We start from the raw sequence: 18,362 nt of genomic DNA, 5'->3' as shown, positions 1-18,362 counted from the left end.
CGCGCGTCCGGCACGCCTGCGCGTCGAACAAGCGCGGCTGGCGTGCAACGGCACAACGAGGGAGCCAACGGTTATGCAGGACCGATCCACCGGCAATGCCTTCAAGGAAGACCGCCACTTCGTCACCGCGCTGGCGCGCGGGCTGGAAGTGCTGGCCTGCTTCCGCACCAGCGACCGCGTACTGGGCAACCAGGAAATCGCCCGGCGCTGCGGACTGCCCAAGTCGACCGTATCGCGCCTGACCTCCACCCTGACCCGGCTGGGCTACCTGGCGCAGGCCGAAGGCAGCCACAAGTACAGCCTGGGCACGGCCTGCCTGCGGCTGGGCAGCGCCATGTTGTCGCGGCTGGACATCCGCAAGGTGGCGCGACCGCTGATGCAGGAGCTGGCGGACTTTTCCGGCGGCACGGTGTCGCTGGGCACGCGCGACCGGTTCTCGATGATCTATGTCGAGCACTGCCGCAGCTGCGCCGCGATTGCGCTGACGCTCGATACCGGCTCGCGCATTCCGGTCGCCACCTCGGCCATCGGCCGCGCCTGGCTGGCGGTGGTGCCGGACGAAGAGCGGCAGGCCTTCATGGAACAGGTGCGCGACGTCGACGACATGGCGTGGCCGCGCCTGCGCCAGGGCATCGAACAGGGCCTGGCGGACCACCTCACCCTGGGCGTGACCTGCTCGATGGGCGAGTGGCAGCCGGACGTCAACGGCATTGCGCGCGGCTTCGAGCCCGGCCATGGCATGCCGCCTATGGCCATCAACGTGGGCGGACCGTCGTTCCGGCTGTCCCCGTCATTCCTGCTCGACGAGGTGCGCCCGCGCCTGCTGGAGGTGGTACGCCAGCTGGAAGGCAGCTTCCCGCGCTGAGCGCATCCGTTGTTCACACCAACAGCGCCGCCACGAGACGGCGCAACAGGAGGAGCACCATGCAAGTAAAGTTGACCGACGCCGCCCGGCGCCGCCTGCTGGCCGGCATGCTGGCCGCCGCCACCATCCCCGCGGCCCAGGCCGCCCCGCCCTCGCCGGCCACCGGCAGCCTCACCGTCGCCTTCGGCGCGGAGTCGACCACGCTCGATCCGGTCAAGATCTCGGCCGGCGTCGACCACTACTTTGTCGGCCAGATCTTCGAGATGCTGGTGCGCCGCAATGCCGCGCTCAAGGACGAGAACTGGCTGGCGGAGAACTGGAAGCTGGAAACCGGCAAGGACGGCAAGCCCGTGCTCGACGTGCAGCTACGCAAGGGCGTGCGCTTCCACAACGGCGACCCGCTGACCTCCGAGGACCTCGAGTTCTCCTGGCAACGCCAGCGCGACCCCAAGAGCAGCTTCTTCTCGCACTATGTCTCGTCGGTCGAGCGTTTCGAGATCGTGGATGCGCACCGCTTCAGGCTGCATTTCAAGGAGCCGGATGCACAGTTCATCGTCGGCAACATGCAGCTGTGGGCCATGCCCAAGAAGTACATCCAGAAGGTCGGCGAAGAAGAGTTCGCCCGCAAGCCGGTCGGCACCGGGCCATGGAAGTTTGTCTCGCGCACGGTCAAGGACGAGCTGAAGCTGGAAGCCTTTGACGGCTACTGGAACAAGGAGAAACGGCCCAGCGTCAAGGAGCTGACCATCAAGGTGATTCCCGAGGACCTGACCCGGGTGGCGGCCTTCAAGACCGGCAAGGTCGATTTCATCGACAACGTACCGCCTTCGATGGTCGAAGAGTTCAAGAAGATGCCGGGCGTGAAGACCGTCACGCTGGTGAGCGGCAACAACCTCTTCCTCAATTTCAACACGCAGATGCCGAAGTCGCCGTTCAACGATGTGCGCGTGCGGCAGGCGGCCGCGCACGCCATCGATGTCGACGCCATCATCAAGCGCGTGCTGTTCGGCCAGGGCGAGCGCTATGCGCAGGTGGGCAAGGAGTCGAATGGCTACGACCCCGAGCTCAAGCCCTACGCCTTCGACCAGAAGCGTGCGCGCGAGCTGCTCAGGCAGGCGGGCTACCCCAATGGCTTCGAGACCCCCTGCTACAACCTCACCACGCCGCGCGAACCGGGCGTGAAGGAAGTGGGCGAAGCCATGTATGCCTACCTGAGTTCCGTGGGCATCCGCTGCCAGGTGCGCAACCTGGAGTACGGGGCCTGGATCAGCCTGGGCAAGCGCGGCCGCTCGGGCCCGCCGGAGATGGACGGCGTGCTGAGCTGGATGTGGTCGCAGGGCCTGCCCGGCGACCCGGGCCTGGCCTGGTCCGGCCATTTGCACAGCTACCAGGGCGGCGGCGGCTGGGGCACTTATTCCTACACCAGCGACCCCGAGGTCGACGCGCTGCTGGAGAAGCAGCGCCAGACCATGGACCCCGCGGCGCGCACCGCGCTGCTGCGCCAGATCGCGCGGCTCAAGCAGGAGCGCGTGCTGGGTGGCCTGCCGACCTACCGGCCGCTGGTGACCTTTGCCTGGCGCGACAACAAGATCGACTACGTGCCCTGGCCCATCCGCGACTACTGGCGCTCGTTCCAGGAAGTCAGCTGGAAGCAGCGCTGATCCGCCGCCGCGCCCGGCGCCCGTGCCGGGCGCGGCATTCCCGCTGACGAATCTCCGACGGAGCCTGTCATGCCTATTGCAAAACGCGTGCTGCACGGCCTGATCAGCATCCTTGGCGCGAGCGTGATCATCTTCCTGATCTCGCGCCTGTCCGGCGACCCGCTTGCCCTGTTGCTGCCGGCCGACGCGCCGCCGCAGGTGATCGAGGCAACGCGCCGCCATCTCGGCCTGGACCAGCCCCTGGTGGCGCAGTACCTGGTCTTCCTCGGCCATGCCGTCACCGGCGACTTCGGCAACTCCTACCGCTGGCAGGAACCGGCACTGGGGCTGATCCTGGAGCGGCTGCCGGCCACGGTGGAGCTGGCGCTGGCCGCGCTGGGCTTCTCGATTGCGATGGCGGTGCCATTCGGCGTGCTGTCGGCGGTCTACCGCGGCTCCTGGTTCGACCGCTTTGCCAAGGTCTTCGCCATGCTCGGCCAGGCCATGCCCAACTTCTGGGTCGGACTGCTGCTGATCCTGTTCTTCGCGGTGCAGCTGAACTGGCTGCCCGCGTTCGGGCGCGATTCGTGGAACAGCCTGGTGCTGCCCGCGATTGCGCTGGGCTGGTATCCGGTGGCGGCGCAGACCCGCGTGGTGCGCTCGGCCATGCTGGATGTGCTGGACAGCGACTACATCCGCATGGGCCGCGCCATGGGCCTGCCCGAGCACGTGCTGATCTGGAAGTACGCGCTGCGCAACGCGGCGATTCCGCTGGTGACCATCCTCGGCGTGTACTTCGCGGCGATGCTGGGCGGCGCCTTCGTGGTCGAAGTCATCTTCGCCTGGCCAGGCGTTGGCCGCACCGTGGTCGAGGCCGTGTTCGCGCGCGATTTTCCCGTGGTGCAGGCGGGCGTGATGCTCACCTCCGTGCTGTTCGTGCTGTCCAACCTGCTGGTCGACCTGAGCTACGGCCTGATCGACCCGAGGATCCGCCATGCCTGAGATCGCCGTTCCTCCCGCCAGCGCCACGGCGGCGCCGGCCCGCAAGCGCCAGCGGCGTGACCTGGGTGGCCTGCCCTGGTTTGCGCTGGCAATCTTCCCGGTGCTGCTGGTCTGCGCCGTCGGCGGCGAGGCGCTGCTGCCGCACGACCCCAACGGCCTCGACCTCGGCCTGGCCTTCCAGCCGCCGGCCTGGCTGGAGGGCGGCAGCTGGGCCTATCCGCTGGGCACCGACAACATGGGGCGCGACCTGCTCTCGCGCATCATGGCCGGCACGCGCATCTCGCTGGTGGTCGCGCTGTACGCCATCCTGATCTCGGGCGGCATCGGCACCGCCGCCGGCATGCTGGCCGGCTACTTCGGCGGGCGCCTGGACGCGCTCATCATGCGGCTGGTCGATATCCAGATGTCGATCCCCGCGCTGGCGCTGGCGCTGATGCTGGCCGCGGTGCTGGGCCCGGGCTTCAATACCGTGGTGCTGGTGATCGTGGTGACCTACTGGACCTGGTACGCGCGCATCGTGCGCGGCGAGGTGATGTCGCTCAAGCAGCGCGACTACGTGGCGCTGGCGCGCGTGGCCGGCTGCGGCACGCTCACCATCTTCCGCCGCCACCTGCTGCCCAACCTGCTCAACACCCTGCTGGTGCTGGCCACGCTGCAGGTGGGCCAGGTGATCATCTTCGAGGCCTCGCTCAGCTTTCTCGGCCTCGGCATCCAGCAACCCGATGTGTCGTGGGGGCTGATGCTGGCCGATGCGCGCAACTACATCACCAACGCGTGGTGGGCCATCACCATGCCCGGACTGGCCATCATGGCCACCTGCCTGGCGTCCAACCTGCTGGGCGACTGGCTGCGCGACCACTTCGACCCGAAAAGGAGGCAGCTATGACCGGCCCCGACCCGCACGTGACGCAACGCCCGTCGCCAACGCCCGCCGCCGGGGGCTCCCCCCGCGGCGCGCCCATGCTGTCGGTGCAGGGGCTGACCACGCACCTAGGACTGCGCCGCGGCACGGTGCGCGCCGTGGACGGCGTCGACCTGCACGTGCATGAAGGCGAGACCCTGGGCGTGGTGGGCGAATCCGGCTCTGGCAAGTCCATGACCATCCTGTCGATCCTGCGCCTGCTGCCGCGCCAGGGCGGCGTGCAACTGGGCGGCAAGGTGCTGCTCGATGGCGTGGACCTGCTGCAGCTGCCCGAGAAGACCATGAGCACGCAGTACCGCGGCCGCAAGATCGCGATGATCTCGCAGGACCCGCTGACCTCGCTGAACCCGGTCTTCACGGTGGGCGACCAGGTCGGCGCGCCGCTGCGCTACCATGGCCGCGCCGACAGCCGCGAGGCGCGCCGGCGCCAGGTGGTGCAGGTGCTGGACAGCGTGCGCATCCCCTCGCCCGAGACGCGGCTGGACGACTATCCGCACCAGTTCAGCGGCGGCATGCGCCAGCGCGTGGTGACCGGCATGGCCATTGCCAGCGCGCCGCGCCTGCTGGTGGCGGACGAACCCACCTCGGCACTGGACGTGACCATCCAGGTGCAGATCATGGCGCTGTTCCGCAAGATCCAGGCGCAGACCGGTGTCGGCATCATCCTGATCACGCACGACCTGGGCGTGGCGGCCAGCATCTGCCACCGGGTGGCGGTGATGTACGCCGGGCGCATTGTCGAGACCGGCGATGTGCGCACGCTGTACCAGCGCCCCGCCCATCCCTACACGCAGGCCCTGCTCCAGGCCATTCCCCACTTCGGCGAAAAACGCGAGCGGCTCTACGCCATCCAGGGCAGCCCGCCCAGCCTGATCGACCCGCCGCACGGCTGCCGCTTCGCGGCGCGCTGCCCGCACCGCAAGCCGCTGTGCGATGACGCCTATCCCCCCGAGATCGAACTTGAATCCGGCCACAAGGTCAGCTGCTGGCTGGCTTCGGCCGGCTGAGAACCCAGGAGGCGCCATGCTGCTCGAAGTCGAAAACCTGAAGAAGCATTTCCCCGCGCGCGGCGGCGGCACAGTGCGCGCCGTCGACGGCGTCAGCTTTGCCGTGGATGCCGGCCAGACCTATGCGCTGGTGGGCGAGTCCGGCTGCGGCAAGACCACCATCGCCAGGCAGCTGCTGCTGCTTGAGCGCCCCAGCGCCGGCACCATCCGCTTCGACGGCCAGGACGTACTGGCGCTGGACCGCAAGGGCGTGCTGGGCTACCGGCGCCAGGTGCAGGCGGTGTTCCAGGACCCGTCGTCCTCGCTCAATCCGCGCCTGAAAGTGGGCATGCTGCTGGCCGAGCCGCTGCTTGCGCACGGCCAGGGCGGCGACCGCGCCGCGCTGCGCCGGCGGCTGCTGGAGCTGCTGGAGATCGTCGGCCTGCCGCCCGGCGCGCTCGACCTGTACCCGCACGAGTTCAGCGGCGGCCAGCGCCAGCGCATTGCCGTGGCGCGCGCGCTGGCGCTGCAGCCGCGGCTGATCGTGCTGGACGAGCCCACCTCGGCACTGGATGTCTCGATCCGGGCGCAGATCGTCAACCTGCTGTCCGATATCCAGCGCAGCTTCGGCCTGGCCTATGTGGTGATCGCCCATGACCTGGCGCTGGTGGAGCACTTCAGCTCGGCCGTGGGCGTGATGTACCTGGGCAATATGGCCGAAAGCGGGCCCAGCGCCGCGGTGTTCAGCACCCCGCGCCACCCCTACACGCAGGCATTGCTGGGCTCGGCGCCGCGGCCCGACCCCGACCACCAGCCGGCCGAGGGGCTGATCCTGGGCGACATCGGCTCGGCGCTGAACCCGCCAGCGGGCTGCAAGTTCCATCCGCGCTGCCCGCGCGCGGTGCCGGCCTGCGCCACCGAGATCCCCCGCATGCTGCGGCTGGACCCGGCCGCCGGCTCAGCCGCGCCGGCGCACGTGGCCGCCTGCCACCTGCTCCATTGACCGCCGGGGCACGCGTCAGCCGCCCTGCATCTTCGACGGATCGTCGCTGCGCGAGGTCGTGGTGACGGTGCCGTCGCTGTTGAAATGCACATTGAAGAAGGCCTTGTCGGTGGCGGTTTCCATCCAGCGGTAGCCCCACACCTCTTCCTTCTTCAGCGCAAATGCCTCCACCTTGGTGGGCTTGCCCAGCAGGCGGCGGATGTCGTCCTTGCTCATGCCGGCGCGCACGCGGGCGAAGTTCTCGGCCGACAGCACCTGCTCGATCTTCGCGACCTTGCCATCGGCACTGATGGTGACCATCCAGGTGGTGGTGCCCTCGGGGCCGCGCGGGTATTCAAGCCGGCGCCCGCCGTCCGCTTCTTCCCAGACGATCTCCGGCTTGCCGGCCTGGCGCCGCAGGTCTTCCTCGGTGGACTGACCGGGGACGATGCCCTTGAACAGCTCGCTGTCGGGCTTGATCGCGTTCCAGGTGTTGCGGGCGGTCTCGCCCGCCTTCTTCATGGCTTCATCGACCTTCTGCTGGTCGCAGCCGAACAGCGCAAGCAAAGAGGCAAAGAGTCCCATGGCGGCAAGGCGTCGCGGCGACGCGAAAGTGGCGGGGCGTCCGTCAGCGGCGCACGGGCTCGGCAATGGCTGCCGAGGCAGCCTGTGCCGCGCTGTCGGGACTGGTTGGCTGGCTCTCATCCTGCTGGCTCCTTCTGGTGTCGCTGCGACCCGAGGTCCCGCTGAACAGGTTCGCCCAGCTGTCGAAGCGGCGGTTGAACAAGACCGACAAACCGTTGATGGACCCGCCCTTGGCAATCAGCGACCAGCGCCGTGAAAACTGCCAGGTCAGCTTCACCACGTTCGAGGCCGATGTCAGGCTTTGCTCATAGCCTACCGACATACGCTCGGTAATGGCCTTGCCCATGCTGACCACCTGCTGGTCATTGAGACCCGCGGTGCTGGGCCCGATCGAGAATTCGTCGATGCCGAAATGCTGCACGATGCCCTTGCCGGCCTTGCCGCCGATCATGCCCAGCGCCGCGCCGCCCAGCGCGGCGCCACCCAGCTGGCGCTGCTGGCCGGCACCGGCGCTTTCGGCGCCGTAGCCGAACATCAGCCACGAGAGCTTATCCTCATCCGGCACATTGGGTTCCGACACCAGCCGCACGCGCGGCAGCCGCACCGTGCCGGTCACCTCCACGCCCGCCTCCACTTCCTGGTTGCGGCGCATGGCGCGGATGTTCATGTTCGGGTTGTCGATCGGGCCGTTGAAATTGATGATGCCGCGCTCGATGTCCAGCTTGCGCCCGAAGGCTTCATAGGTGCCGTCGGTCACGCGCACCGTGCCGGTGGCCTTCATCGGTACCAGGGGTTCGCTCTTGACACCCATCTGGCCGGCCAGCAACAGGTCCGCGCCCGCGCCCCGGAAGCGGAAGTTGTTGCCCAGGTCCACGGTCAGGTCGATCACCGGGCTGAACTTGCTTGCCGGCTTGGTTTCCGGCGCCTGCGTGGCGGCAGTCTTCACGGCGCGCTGGTCCTTGCGCCGGATCACCACCACATCGTCGCCCAGCACCGGCGCGCCGGCCTTGGGCAGGTCGAACAGGCCGCGGTCGACATGGATCTTGCCGCGGATCACGACCTGCTTGTTCTCGTTGGCGATGGTGGCGTCGCCCGAGACCACCAGCGTGCGCTCGGGGCTGGCGAACAGCTGCAGCTTGTCGGCGACGATCTTGCCGGTCAGGTTGGGATCGGCCTCGCCCAGCTTGACGTTGCCGGTGGCCGTGATCTTGCCGTCGCCGCCGTGGAATTCCACGTGCTTGAGCTCGACCGTGTTCTGGTCCAGCACCACGCGCACAGTGCCGTCGGTCAGGCGCAGGCCCAGGTCGTACAGCGTGACGGCGAGGTTGTCGCCGTCGACGGTGCCGGTCAGCAGCGGCGCGCCGATCGTGCCGGCCAGGCGCATCGCCGCGGCCAGTTTGCCGTCGAAAGCGTACTGCGGGCCGGTCAGCGCTTCCAGCGATTTCAGCCGCGGCACGTCGACGGTGACCGTGCCGCCCAGGGTCGAGGCCGGGCCCACGGTCTGCAGCCCCTGCTCCTGCACCAGTCCGGCGGAGGCGTCCACCACCACCTTGCCGATGCGGCCCGACACCATGCCGCCGCGCATTGCGATACGGTTGCCGCCGGCGTCGGCGCGCAGGCTGGTCTCGCCCAGGCCGAGCGTGGTGAAGCCCCGGCCGGCGTTGACCGAGAGGTCGCCGCTGCGCCGGCGCAGTTCGGCAAAGCCGGTCGCGGTCTCGGCCAGCGCCAGGTTCCAGCGGCCGTCGATGACCAGGTCGGAGCGCACCGGCGGCTTCTCGCCGGTGATGGTTTCCATCAGTTCCAGCACATGGCCCACCTGCAGGCCGTCCAGGCTGCCCGCGCTGCGGATGCGGCCGTGGTCCCAGTCGAGGCTGTCGATGGTCAGCGTGGCGCGGTCCAGCAGCAGGCGCGCCGCGCCCAGGCGCACCCGCTGGTCGGCCACCAGCAGCTGCGTCGGCGCGGCCAGGCGCAGGTTGACGGTGCCGCGCTCTTCCAGCGTGCGGATGGTGCCGTTCCAGCCGTCCTTGCCCTTCCACGCGCCCTGCCCCGCCAGCGCCAGCTGCAATGGCCGCTTGTTCAGGCTGCCGGCCGCCTTGACGTCGAAGGTATGGTTGGCCTGGGTGCCGTCGAGCGTGGCGTCGAGCGTGCTCAGGCTGGCCTGCGGGCCGCGGTAGTCGCGCGCGGCCAGCTGCACCGAGAGCGGGCCGTCCAGGCCGCCGCGCACCTCGGCGCGGCCGCTGGCGCTGGCCACCTTGTGCGGGCCCACTTCCAGCGCCTGCGCGTTGTAGTCGGCCACCACTTCGGGTTTCTTCAGCGTGCCGGTGATGGTGGCGTCGAGCTTGAGCTTGCCGGCCACGCCAAACTTGAGCCGCTCCAGCTGCGGCGCATCGACCGCCAGCTTGAGCGCATCGCCGCGCGCGCCGAAGCTGCCGCGCAGGTTGGCCTGGTTGCCGGCCATGCTGAGCGAAGCCTCGCTCGGCAAGAGCCGCTCGTCGGCCAGGCGCACCTTGCCGCCGCCGGTCATCGGCAGGCCCGCGTATTCGCTCTCATGCACGGCGAAATCCAGCGCCACACCGAGTTCGGGCGCGATCTCGCCGGTCGCGGTGAAGTCCGCATTGATGCGGCCGGCGGCAACCTTGGCCAGGCGCGAGGGATCGAACGAGGCCAGCTTGCCCTTGAAGCTGAACGGCTGCTTGTCCTTCAGGCCGAGCTTGCCTTCCGCGGTCAGCAAACCCGGCCCCACCGCGGCGCGCAGCGTGGCCAGCGTGAGCGCCTCGGCATCGATGCTGGCATCGGCGAAAAGCTTGAGCGGCCCGCCCGACAGGTCCAGCGCCACGCTTTGCCGGCCCGGCTCCATCCGCACCACCACCGGGCCGGACAGGCTGGCGCTGGTCAGCGAGCCATGCAGCGCGGCCGGGTCCAGCCTGCGCACGTCCAGGTCGAAACCGCCACGGCCGCCGCGCAGCGAACCGCCGCCGGAGATCTCGGCCTTGCCGGCCAGCGCCACGCGCAGGTCCGAGACGGCCTGTGCCATCTCGCTCAGCTCGACATGGGCGCGCACCGACTGCACCGGCAGCCGCTCCTTGTCCAGCGGGCCGGCTTCCAGGTTGCTGATCTCGATGTCGCCGGCGACAGCCAGCGGTGCGGGCGCAGGCGCGGCCGCAGGGGCGGATGCGGAGACCCCCGATGCCGCCGGGGGGGGCGATGCCGACACGGCGCTGGCCGCCTGCGCGCCGGCAGCCGCCGCCACGCCGCCCACCGGCCGCAGCTCGGCATGCACGGTCAGGTTGGCCTGTGGCGCCGACGGGCTGAACAGGCGCGGGTTGATGCGATCGCCATCGACCAGCAGGTGCGTGAACGGCACCTTGCCGAACGGCGTCAGTTCGGCGCCTGCGCGCAGGTGGATGCGGTCGCCGCTGGCCTGCAGCTCGGCTCGCAGCGCGTCCAGGTTGCCCTTGGCGGTGGCATTGACGGCAAAGGCCTCATCCTGCCAGCTGCTTTCCAGCAAGGCTTCGGCGCTGAGCGCGAACGGGGCGCGTGCGCCCAGCTGGGCGTTGGCAGCCAGCTTGCCGTATGGTGTTTCCAGCTTGTCCACGCTGACGCGGTGGCGCTGGCCGTCGCTGTGCAGCGCGCCGGCCAGGTTGCTGAACACCATCGGCTCGGCCGTGGGCGCCGTGCCCTGCAGCAGCGACAGCCGCTCAAGCGTCAGCGAATCGACATCGATGGCCAGCGGCAGTTCGAGCGAGGTGGGCTTCTGCATCGGCTCGGTGCTCGGCTCGGACGGGCCGAGCTTCACTTCGGCCTTGCCAATGCGCAGCCATTGCACGTGCAGGCGCCGCGCCTGCCAGCCGAGCACCCAGTTGCCATCCACGCGGTCCACCGCCACGCGCGTCTGGCCGCTGGCGAACACCACGTCGCGCAGGCGCAGGCCGTGCGCCACGGTGCCGCCTTCCAGCCGGCCGCTGAGCATGCCGGCCGACAGCCGCGTGGCCAGCGTCCACAGGTGGCGGGTGCCGGTCTCGGTGCGCAGCGCCGCCACGCCCGCCGCCGCCAGCGCCACCATCAGCAGCAGCAGGATGCCGACCAGCCAGGCCAGCACGCGCCACAGCCGCCGCCGCTTGCGCGGCGCGGGCGGGATCGGGGTCCGGGCCGAATCGCCGCCGGGCACCGAAGGCAGATCGTGGGCGCTCATGCCGGCATCCGGGTCAGGCGTGAAATACAAGGGTGCCGCATCAGAACGCCACCCCCAGCGAGATATGCGGGCGGAACTGCTGCTCCTGGATGCCGTAGCCCACGTCCAGCTGCAGCGGGCCCACCGGCGTGCGCCAGCGCACGCCGACGCCCACGCCGTTGTAGATGGTCACGCCGCGCAGGTTGTCGGCGGCGGTGCCGAGATCCCAGAACACCGCCACGCCCCAGTCCGGCTTGAACCAGTACTGGTACTCCAGGCTGCCGGTGCCCAGGTACTTGGCCGGCAAGATGCTGGAGCCGCTGGGCGTGCCGATCGACTGGTAGGTGTAGCCCCGAATCGAATCGGTGCCGCCGGCGCGGAAGCGCAGCGTGGCCGGGATCTGGCTGGAGCTGTCGCCGGTCAGGTCGGCACCGAGTTCCAGCCGTGCCACCACCAGGTCGCGCTTGCCCACCGGTATGTACTGGCGGATACGGCCGTACAGCCGCAGGAATGTGGCATCGCTGAGGAATCCCCTGGCGGCCACGCCGATCTGGGTGCTGATCACGTTGCCGCGGCGCGGGAACACGGGATTGTCGACGTCGCGCCGCGTCCAGGCAAAGGCCGGCACCAGCGCCTTGCTGATCTGGGCGGCCTGGCCCTCCGGCAGCAGCTTGTCGTAGTAGAAATCCAGCGACGTCGTCACGTCGTACTTCTCGCGCGAGCGCGAGCGCTTCAGGCCCGCGCGCAGGCTGGTGGTGTCGGTGTTCTCGATGTCGATGGTGCGCTCGTAGCTGCTGTACACGCTGTTGCGGTAGTTGCCCCTGTCCGGCGGCATCGCGGCCTCGGCGAACAGATAGGAGCGCTTCTGCTCCAGCCGCGCCTGCGAGTCGAAGGTCCAGGCGCGGTTGAACAGGTTGTAGTACGAATAGCGGCCTTCGATCTGCGCGCCGGTGTCGGTGGTAAAGCCCACGCCGCTGTTGAGCCGGTGCGCCGGATATTCGCGCACGCGCACCGAGACCGGCGCGGTCACCACGCCGTCTGCCGCCTTGTCGGCGTCCGGGGGCGGTTCCAGGTCGACCTGCACGTTGGAGAAGTACGGCTGGTTCTGGATCGCGCGCTGCAACTCGAGCAGCCGCTCCACGCGGTACGGCTCGCCCTCGTTCAGCGGGTTGACGTTGTAGATGATCTGTTGCGGATAGCGGCGCGTGCCGGTCACCTTCAGCGGCCCCAGCAGGTAGGCCGGGCCGCTGGCGTAATGCGCGGACAGGTCCGCGCGCTGGTCGTCCGGCTCCACGCGCGCCTGCGACGCGGCCAGGCGCGCGCCGTAGTAATTGTGGCTCTGCAGCGTGACCAGAGCGTCCTCCTTGGCCTTGTCCCAGTCGCCCTGCCGGAACGGCTCGCCCACCGGCAGTCCCCACTTGGCCTGCAGCTCGGCCACCTGTTCGGGCGAACGCGTGGCCGCCGGGCCCGTCACCTGGACGTCGACATTGCGGATCAGCGTGCGCGCGCCGGGGTCGACCATCACGTGGACCACGCGCTTGTCGCCCTCGCCTTCCACGCGGGTGGTGGTGGTCGGGTCGAAGTAGCCCTCGGTTGAGGTGAACGCCCGCACCTGCTCGCCGACGGTCTCGATCATATAGTCGAGCTGGTCCGGCGAAAGGTCGGCGCGGTCCTGGTAGCGTGCCAGGTCCAGATGCTCTTCCAGCATCTCGCGGATCGGCTTGGGCGCCTCGACTTCGACCTTGTAGGCGGCGCGCGCCGGGGCGGCCGCCAGCGCCAGCACCGCGCCCAGCGCGGCCAGTACGCGAACGGCCACGCGCGCGCGGCCAGCGGAGTCAGCGGTAATAGCGGTGTCTTGCGGCATCGCCGATTGTCCACACATACAAAGTCGGTATTTGACCACACCCGGCCTTATGCCCGGAACTTTCCGGCGCCTTGCACGCGGCCTGGATGCATTCCGGGGGGCCGATACTGTAAAATCGTGGCCCACTGTACCTATCTGGCGCCCGCGCGGGCGCATCACGGTTGAACATGGCCATCTACGAATCCGATATCACCCAGTTCCTGAAGCAGCTCAAGCAAGAGCGCCCGACGCTGGAGGCCGAACAGCGCGACGGCCGTGCCCTGCTGTGGGACAAGTCGCCGATCGACCTGGAAGAGCGCGCCCGCGCCGAAGCTTCGCGCGTGGCGCAGAAGCCATACGTCTACGCGCAGGACAACTGATTCCCGCCGCCCCCGCGAGCGCACGCCGCCCATGAGCGCAGGCGACCAGGACAAGCTGCCGCTGCCCGTCGAGCTGCCTGCCGTGGCCCCGGCCGTTGCAGCCGGCCCTGCCGGCCCCGCCGACATGGTCGACGGGATGGCCTTCGCGCGCCTGTACGGCGAGCCGCTGTTCAAGCTGCCGCAGGACCTGTACATCCCGCCGGACGCGCTCGAGATCTTCCTGGAAGCCTTCGAGGGCCCGCTGGACCTGCTGCTGTACCTGATCCGCAAGCAGAACTTCAATGTCCTCGACATCCCGATGTCGCAGGTCACGCGGCAGTACCTGTCCTACATCGAGCAGATCCGCAAGACCAACCTCGAGCTGGCCGCCGAATACCTGCTGATGGCGGCCATGCTGATCGAGATCAAGTCGCGCATGCTGCTGCCGGTCAAGAAGGCCGACAGCGACGATGAGGCCGAGGACCCGCGCGCCGAGCTGGTGCGCCGCCTGCTGGAGTACGAGCAGATGAAGCTGGCCGCGCAGCGCCTGGACACGGTGCCGCAGCTGGGCCGCGACTTCCTGCGCTCGCAGGTCTATATCGAGCAGAGCCTGGCGCCGCGCTTCCCGGAAGTGGAGACGATCGACCTGCAGGCCGCCTGGGCCGATGTGCTCAAGCGCGCCAAGCTCAACCAGCACCACAAGATCTCGCGCGAGGAACTGTCGGTGCGCGAGCACATGAGCCAGATCCTGCGCCGCTTGCAACACGCGCGCTTCATGGAATTCTCCGAGCTGTTCGAGGACGCGGTGCGCTCCGGCAAGGGCGTGCCGGTGGTGGTGGTGAACTTTATCGCCATGCTGGAGCTGTCGCGCGAAGCGCTGGTGGAGATCACCCAGGCCGAACCGTTCGCCCCAATTTATGTGCGATTGGCGTACAGCCCGACCTGACCCACCCGCGCTGCGGGGTCCGGCCCCGTCCCAACATGTTCTACAATCCGCCGACAGCCGGCCCAATGGCCCACGGTGCAGGCCCCGAAGGCAAGTGCCCGAAGGCCCCGCGCCCGACAGAAGGCCGAGACCGGTAGTCCATGTGCCGCCCCTCGACGGACCGGCGCCCGGGTCACACCTACCACGACCAGCACACCAAGGCAGATGAAAGTCATTTCCTCCATCCAAGAGCTGCGCGACCAACTGCGCGGCCAGAACCGCGCTGCCTTCGTGCCCACCATGGGCAACCTGCACGAAGGCCACCTGTCGCTGATGCGCCTGGCGCGCCAGCACGGCGACCCGGTGGTGGCATCGATCTTCGTGAACCGCCTGCAGTTCGGCCCGAACGAGGATTTCGACAAGTACCCGCGCACGCTGCAGGACGATATCGAGAAACTGCAGAAGGAAGGCGTCTACGTGCTGTTCGCGCCGTCCGAGCGCGATATGTACCCCGAACCGCAGGAATACCGCGTCGAGCCGCCGCATGACCTGGGCGACATCCTGGAAGGCGAGTTCCGCCCCGGCTTCTTCAAGGGCGTGTGCACGGTGGTGATGAAGCTGTTCTCGTGCGCGCAGCCGCGCGTGGCGGTGTTCGGCAAGAAGGACTACCAGCAGCTGATGATCGTGCGCCGCATGGTGCAGCAGTTTGCCCTGCCGATCGACATCATCCCCGCCGAGACCATCCGTGCCGAAGACGGCCTGGCGCTGTCGTCGCGCAACCGCTACCTGAGCCCCGACGAGCGCGCCGAGGCGCCGGTGCTGTACCGCACGCTGCATGACGTGCGCGACACCGTGCTGGGCAGCGACCGCGCTTCGGCCGACCTGCTTGCGGTCGAGGCGAATGCGAAGGAATCGCTGGCCAGGCGCGGCTGGAAGCCGGACTACGTGTCGATCCGCAAGCGCGTCGACCTGCAGGCGCCGACGCGCGAGGAATTCCTCGCCGGCGAGCCGCTGGTAATCCTGACTGCCGCCAAGCTGGGCGCGACCCGGCTGATCGATAACCTGGAAATCTGAGCGGCAGCGCCGCACCAGGCAAAAAAAGCAGGCCGGCGGCCTGCTTTTTTCATGCCCGGCGCATGCCGGATCGCTGTGCGGCCTTCACCACATGCCGCTGATGACCCCGCCGCCGCTTCCACCAGATCAGCACGCCGGTCACGGCAAACGCCAGCGGCGCCAGCCCGAACAGCGTGATAAACACCCGCCCCGGCAGCCCGAAGGCCTCGCCGGTATGGAGCGGAAACAGCCAGTTCAGCAGCGTGTCGCCCGCCGGCGCCTGCTGCGGATCACGCATGCCCAGCGGCTTGCCGCTCCAGGCATCGAGCCACAGCCGCGTGGCACCGGTATCCTTGCGCACCTCGCCGGGCTGGCGCAGCCGGATCTCGAACGCGTCGCCCGGCTTGCGCGGGAAGCTGATGCGGGTCACCTGCGCTTGCGGGTACCGGGCCTGCGCCGCCGCCATGATCTCGCCCGCGCCCAGCGGCCGGGCCCCGGCCGGCGCCGGTGCCGAGACGTGCTTCACCGGCGGCGTCACGGTCATCACGCCCGCCACCATCGGTGTCACCCACTTCGGCAGGTTCAGGTACCAGCCCGAAAAGGCGATGATGGCCAGCACCGGCGCGGCCAGGATGCCGCCGGCGCGATGCAGCGAATAGTTGAAGCGCGACCATGAGCCGCCGTGCGTGATGCGGAACGCCTGCACCACCGAGCGCAGCTTCATCCTGGGCCACCACACCGCCACGCCCACCAGCGTGGTCAGCAACAGCAGCATGCCGGCCACGCCGGTGATGGTCTTGCCGGTGTCGCCTGACAGCAGGTAGCGATGCAGGTGAAACAGCGTGGGCAGCAACAGGCGGCGCGACAGGCCCGCCTCGCCCCAGACCCGCTCGCCCTTCACCGCAAGCGTGACCGGATCGACCATCACCTGGCGCGAGCGGCCCGGCACCACGCCGTCGGGCCCCTTGACCGGGTACCAGGCGACAAAGACGCCGTCGGCATGGACGGGCAGCATCAGCAGGTTGGGCTTGCCATAGGGGGGCGCAGCCAGCCGCTCGGTCACTGCCTGGACCGTGGCCGGCGACACCGGCTCCGTCATCGGCGCGGACGCCACCAGCAGGTCAGGGTTGAGCCAGGCATCCAGTTCCTCCCGCCAGGCAATGGTCATGCCGGTCAGCCCGAACAGGACGAACAGCAGGCCAAGGCTCAGGCCGATATACAGGTGCAGTTTGACGAGGGCGACGCGCAGGCGGCCGGTGACCATGTGGGGGCTGAAGTACGTTGAGCGGACGCTGCCATGCGTGGAATATGGCGCACAGGCCACCTCCACGCAGAATGCAAATGCGAAAGATTCGCGATTCTAGCAGGGACCCCGCCAGGCGGCCGTGCCGCATGCGTCAGCGCCGCAGCGGCGCCAGCATCGCATCCAGGTCCAGGTGCGCGGTCATGGTGTCGGCAAGCCGCTCGATCGATGCTTCGCGCAATGCGTCGAGGTCCACCTCCTGGGCGCCGTCCAGCCCCGCCCAGCGCAGCAGCGCCTGGCAGCCGGCGGGCTCGTCGAACAGGCCGTGGACATAGGTGGCCAGCACCTGGCCGTCGGCCGAGCGCGCGCCGTCGGGCCGCACCGTGCCGTCGCCGCGCTCGAGCCACAGGGCCGGCTGCTCCAGCCCCGCGCCCGTGGTGACGCCAAGGTGGATCTCGTAGCCGCGCACCGGCGCATCGGCCTGATCCAGCGCCAGCCGGCCGCCGACCTGGCGCAGCTGCTTCTCTGCCGCCAGCGTGGTCTCGAAATCCAGCCAGCCCAGCCCCGCGCTGCTGCCGGCCGGGCCTTCGCGGCCATCGGGATCGTGCACCTGCCGCCCCAGCATCTGCATGCCGCCGCAGATCCCGATCAGCTTGCCGCCGTAGCGCAGGTGCCGGGCCAGCGCCGCGTCCCAGCCATTGGCCCGGATGAAGTCCAGGTCGCCGCGCACGTTCTTGCTGCCGGGCAGCACCACCAGGTCCGCGGGCGGGATCGGCATGCCGGGCCCGACAAACTGCAGGTCCACCTGCGGGTGCGCGCGGAGCGCGTCGAAGTCGGTATGGTTGGCGATGCGCGGCAGCACCGGCACGATCACGCGCAGGCGCTGCGCCGGCGTGCCGGCCTTGTCCGCTTGCGCGCCGATGATGGCGTCCTCGGCATCGAGATGCAGGCCGTGCAGGAAGGGCAGCACGCCGAATACCGGTTTGCCGGTGCGCGCCACCAGCCAGTCCAGTCCCGGCTCCAGCAGGCCGACATCGCCGCGGAAGCGGTTGATGATGAAGCCGGTCACGCGCGCGCGTTCGCTCTCGGACAGGCAGTCGAGCGTGCCGACCAGGTGCGCAAACACGCCACCGCGGTCGATGTCCGCCACCAGCACCACCGGGCAGTCGACGCGCTCGGCAAAGCCCATGTTGGCGATGTCGCGCTCGCGCAGGTTGACCTCGGCCGGGCTGCCGGCGCCCTCCACCAGCACCACCTCATAGGCCTGCGCCAGGCGCGTGTGCGAAGCCAGCACGGCCTTCATCGCCTCGGGCTTGTAGGCATGGTAGGCGCGCGCATCCAGGTCCAGCCGCGCGCGGCCGTGGATGATCACCTGCGCGCCGGTGTCGCTGCTGGGCTTGAGCAGCACCGGGTTCATGTCGGTATGCGGTGCCAGCCGCGCGGCCTGTGCCTGCAGCGCCTGCGCGCGGCCGATCTCGCCGCCGTCGGCGGTGACCGCGCTGTTCAGCGCCATGTTTTGCGGCTTGAATGGCACCACGTGCGTGCCGGCACGCGCCAGCACCCGGCACAGGCCGGCCACGATGGTGCTCTTGCCGGCATCGGAAGTCGTGCCCTGGACCATCAGCGTGCCGCGCAGGGCACCCGGCGGCAGGGATTGCGAGGAGTCGGTCTGCATTGGCGGATTATCGCACCGGTGCCTGCAACACCCCCCGTGCGATGCCCGGATGCGGCGGCTACAATACGCGGATGGAAACCCCGGCCATCGCACCCGCCTCCGCCCCCGACA

General features: G+C 69.2%; 14 protein-coding genes. 9 read left to right on the top strand and 5 right to left on the bottom strand.

The features are described from left to right. Positions 1-73 precede the first annotated feature (73 nt). The 6 genes from AC3WRR_RS33590 (at position 74) to AC3WRR_RS33565 (ending at position 6,418) form a co-directional block, all read left to right on the top strand. Entirely contained in the window at positions 74-865 is a 792-nt protein-coding gene (locus AC3WRR_RS33590; RefSeq protein ID WP_010814895.1) for an IclR family transcriptional regulator, read from the top strand. A gap of 59 nt (positions 866-924) precedes the next feature. Further along, positions 925-2,526, top strand: coding sequence for an ABC transporter substrate-binding protein (locus AC3WRR_RS33585; protein WP_492299330.1), 1,602 nt, complete (start codon positions 925-927; stop codon positions 2,524-2,526). Between the two features lie 69 nt (positions 2,527-2,595). Continuing rightward, positions 2,596-3,507 (top strand): ABC transporter permease, encoded by a 912-nt coding sequence (locus tag AC3WRR_RS33580; protein ID WP_492299328.1) that lies wholly within the window; start codon positions 2,596-2,598, stop codon positions 3,505-3,507. Next, positions 3,500-4,393 (top strand): ABC transporter permease, encoded by an 894-nt coding sequence (locus tag AC3WRR_RS33575; RefSeq protein ID WP_492299326.1) that lies wholly within the window; start codon positions 3,500-3,502, stop codon positions 4,391-4,393. The genes AC3WRR_RS33580 and AC3WRR_RS33575 overlap by 8 nt, the downstream gene beginning before the upstream one ends. After that, positions 4,390-5,436, top strand: coding sequence for an ABC transporter ATP-binding protein (locus AC3WRR_RS33570; RefSeq protein WP_010814899.1), 1,047 nt, complete (start codon positions 4,390-4,392; stop codon positions 5,434-5,436). The genes AC3WRR_RS33575 and AC3WRR_RS33570 overlap by 4 nt, the downstream gene beginning before the upstream one ends. Before the next feature lie 16 nt (positions 5,437-5,452). Beyond that, positions 5,453-6,418, top strand: a complete 966-nt coding sequence (locus tag AC3WRR_RS33565; protein WP_011615927.1) for an ABC transporter ATP-binding protein — start codon at positions 5,453-5,455, stop codon at positions 6,416-6,418. Between the two features lie 15 nt (positions 6,419-6,433). Here the strand turns inward: AC3WRR_RS33565 and bamE are convergent, their stop codons facing one another. Genes bamE through AC3WRR_RS33550 form a run of 3 tightly spaced genes read right to left on the bottom strand, consistent with a single transcriptional unit; the run spans position 6,434 to position 13,017 of the window. Then, positions 6,434-6,982 (bottom strand): outer membrane protein assembly factor BamE domain-containing protein, encoded by a 549-nt coding sequence (gene bamE, locus AC3WRR_RS33560; RefSeq protein ID WP_010814901.1) that lies wholly within the window; start codon positions 6,980-6,982, stop codon positions 6,434-6,436. 43 nt (positions 6,983-7,025) lie between these two features. Next, positions 7,026-11,174 (bottom strand): translocation/assembly module TamB domain-containing protein, encoded by a 4,149-nt coding sequence (locus AC3WRR_RS33555; protein ID WP_492299323.1) that lies wholly within the window; start codon positions 11,172-11,174, stop codon positions 7,026-7,028. Positions 11,175-11,214: 40 nt separating this feature from the next. Next, a complete protein-coding gene (locus AC3WRR_RS33550) occupies positions 11,215-13,017 on the bottom strand; it encodes an autotransporter assembly complex protein TamA (RefSeq protein WP_010814903.1) in 1,803 nt (600 codons plus the stop codon). Positions 13,018-13,184: 167 nt separating this feature from the next. Here AC3WRR_RS33550 and AC3WRR_RS33545 point away from each other — a divergent pair, with 167 nt between their 5' ends. From AC3WRR_RS33545 to panC, 3 genes are all read left to right on the top strand, one after another. Further along, positions 13,185-13,376 carry a DUF3460 family protein gene (locus AC3WRR_RS33545; protein WP_010814904.1) on the top strand — a complete coding sequence of 64 codons (192 nt, stop codon included), beginning with the start codon at positions 13,185-13,187 and terminating at the stop codon, positions 13,374-13,376. A gap of 31 nt (positions 13,377-13,407) precedes the next feature. Then, positions 13,408-14,301, top strand: a complete 894-nt coding sequence (locus tag AC3WRR_RS33540; RefSeq protein ID WP_010814905.1) for a segregation and condensation protein A — start codon at positions 13,408-13,410, stop codon at positions 14,299-14,301. Between the two features lie 204 nt (positions 14,302-14,505). Then, the gene (panC, locus tag AC3WRR_RS33535; protein WP_010814906.1) at positions 14,506-15,354 is read left to right on the top strand and encodes a pantoate--beta-alanine ligase; all 849 of its coding nucleotides are present in this window, start codon (positions 14,506-14,508) and stop codon (positions 15,352-15,354) included. Between the two features lie 49 nt (positions 15,355-15,403). On the opposite strand, the gene AC3WRR_RS33530 is transcribed toward panC, so the two are convergent. Further along, positions 15,404-16,597: a PepSY-associated TM helix domain-containing protein gene (locus AC3WRR_RS33530; protein ID WP_492299321.1), complete on the bottom strand. Its 1,194-nt coding sequence runs from the start codon at positions 16,595-16,597 to the stop codon at positions 15,404-15,406. 133 nt (positions 16,598-16,730) lie between these two features. Further along, on the bottom strand, positions 16,731-18,251 hold the full coding sequence (locus tag AC3WRR_RS33525) for a cobyric acid synthase (protein WP_454749633.1): 1,521 nt from the start codon (positions 18,249-18,251) through the stop codon (positions 16,731-16,733). Between the last annotated feature and the right edge of the window lie 111 nt (positions 18,252-18,362).

The organism is Cupriavidus sp. FW305-3-2-15-C-LB2 (assembly GCF_058787575.1).
Note: the sequence above shows the minus strand (reverse complement) of the source record. Positions and strands in the feature narration are given on the sequence as shown.

Excerpts from the sequence above, each read along its gene's own strand:
- AC3WRR_RS33590 (WP_010814895.1), top strand. The coding sequence starts at position 74 with ATGCAGGACCGATCCACCGGCAATGCCTTCAAGGAAGACCGCCACTTC.
- AC3WRR_RS33585 (WP_492299330.1), top strand. The coding sequence starts at position 925 with ATGCAAGTAAAGTTGACCGACGCCGCCCGGCGCCGCCTGCTGGCCGGC.
- AC3WRR_RS33580 (WP_492299328.1), top strand. The coding sequence starts at position 2,596 with ATGCCTATTGCAAAACGCGTGCTGCACGGCCTGATCAGCATCCTTGGC.
- AC3WRR_RS33575 (WP_492299326.1), top strand. The coding sequence starts at position 3,500 with ATGCCTGAGATCGCCGTTCCTCCCGCCAGCGCCACGGCGGCGCCGGCC.
- AC3WRR_RS33570 (WP_010814899.1), top strand. The coding sequence starts at position 4,390 with ATGACCGGCCCCGACCCGCACGTGACGCAACGCCCGTCGCCAACGCCC.
- AC3WRR_RS33565 (WP_011615927.1), top strand. The coding sequence starts at position 5,453 with ATGCTGCTCGAAGTCGAAAACCTGAAGAAGCATTTCCCCGCGCGCGGC.
- bamE (WP_010814901.1), bottom strand. The coding sequence starts at position 6,982 with ATGGGACTCTTTGCCTCTTTGCTTGCGCTGTTCGGCTGCGACCAGCAG.
- AC3WRR_RS33555 (WP_492299323.1), bottom strand. The coding sequence starts at position 11,174 with ATGAGCGCCCACGATCTGCCTTCGGTGCCCGGCGGCGATTCGGCCCGG.
- AC3WRR_RS33550 (WP_010814903.1), bottom strand. The coding sequence starts at position 13,017 with ATGCCGCAAGACACCGCTATTACCGCTGACTCCGCTGGCCGCGCGCGC.
- AC3WRR_RS33545 (WP_010814904.1), top strand. The coding sequence starts at position 13,185 with ATGGCCATCTACGAATCCGATATCACCCAGTTCCTGAAGCAGCTCAAG.
- AC3WRR_RS33540 (WP_010814905.1), top strand. The coding sequence starts at position 13,408 with ATGAGCGCAGGCGACCAGGACAAGCTGCCGCTGCCCGTCGAGCTGCCT.
- panC (WP_010814906.1), top strand. The coding sequence starts at position 14,506 with ATGAAAGTCATTTCCTCCATCCAAGAGCTGCGCGACCAACTGCGCGGC.
- AC3WRR_RS33530 (WP_492299321.1), bottom strand. The coding sequence starts at position 16,597 with ATGGTCACCGGCCGCCTGCGCGTCGCCCTCGTCAAACTGCACCTGTAT.
- AC3WRR_RS33525 (WP_454749633.1), bottom strand. The coding sequence starts at position 18,251 with ATGCAGACCGACTCCTCGCAATCCCTGCCGCCGGGTGCCCTGCGCGGC.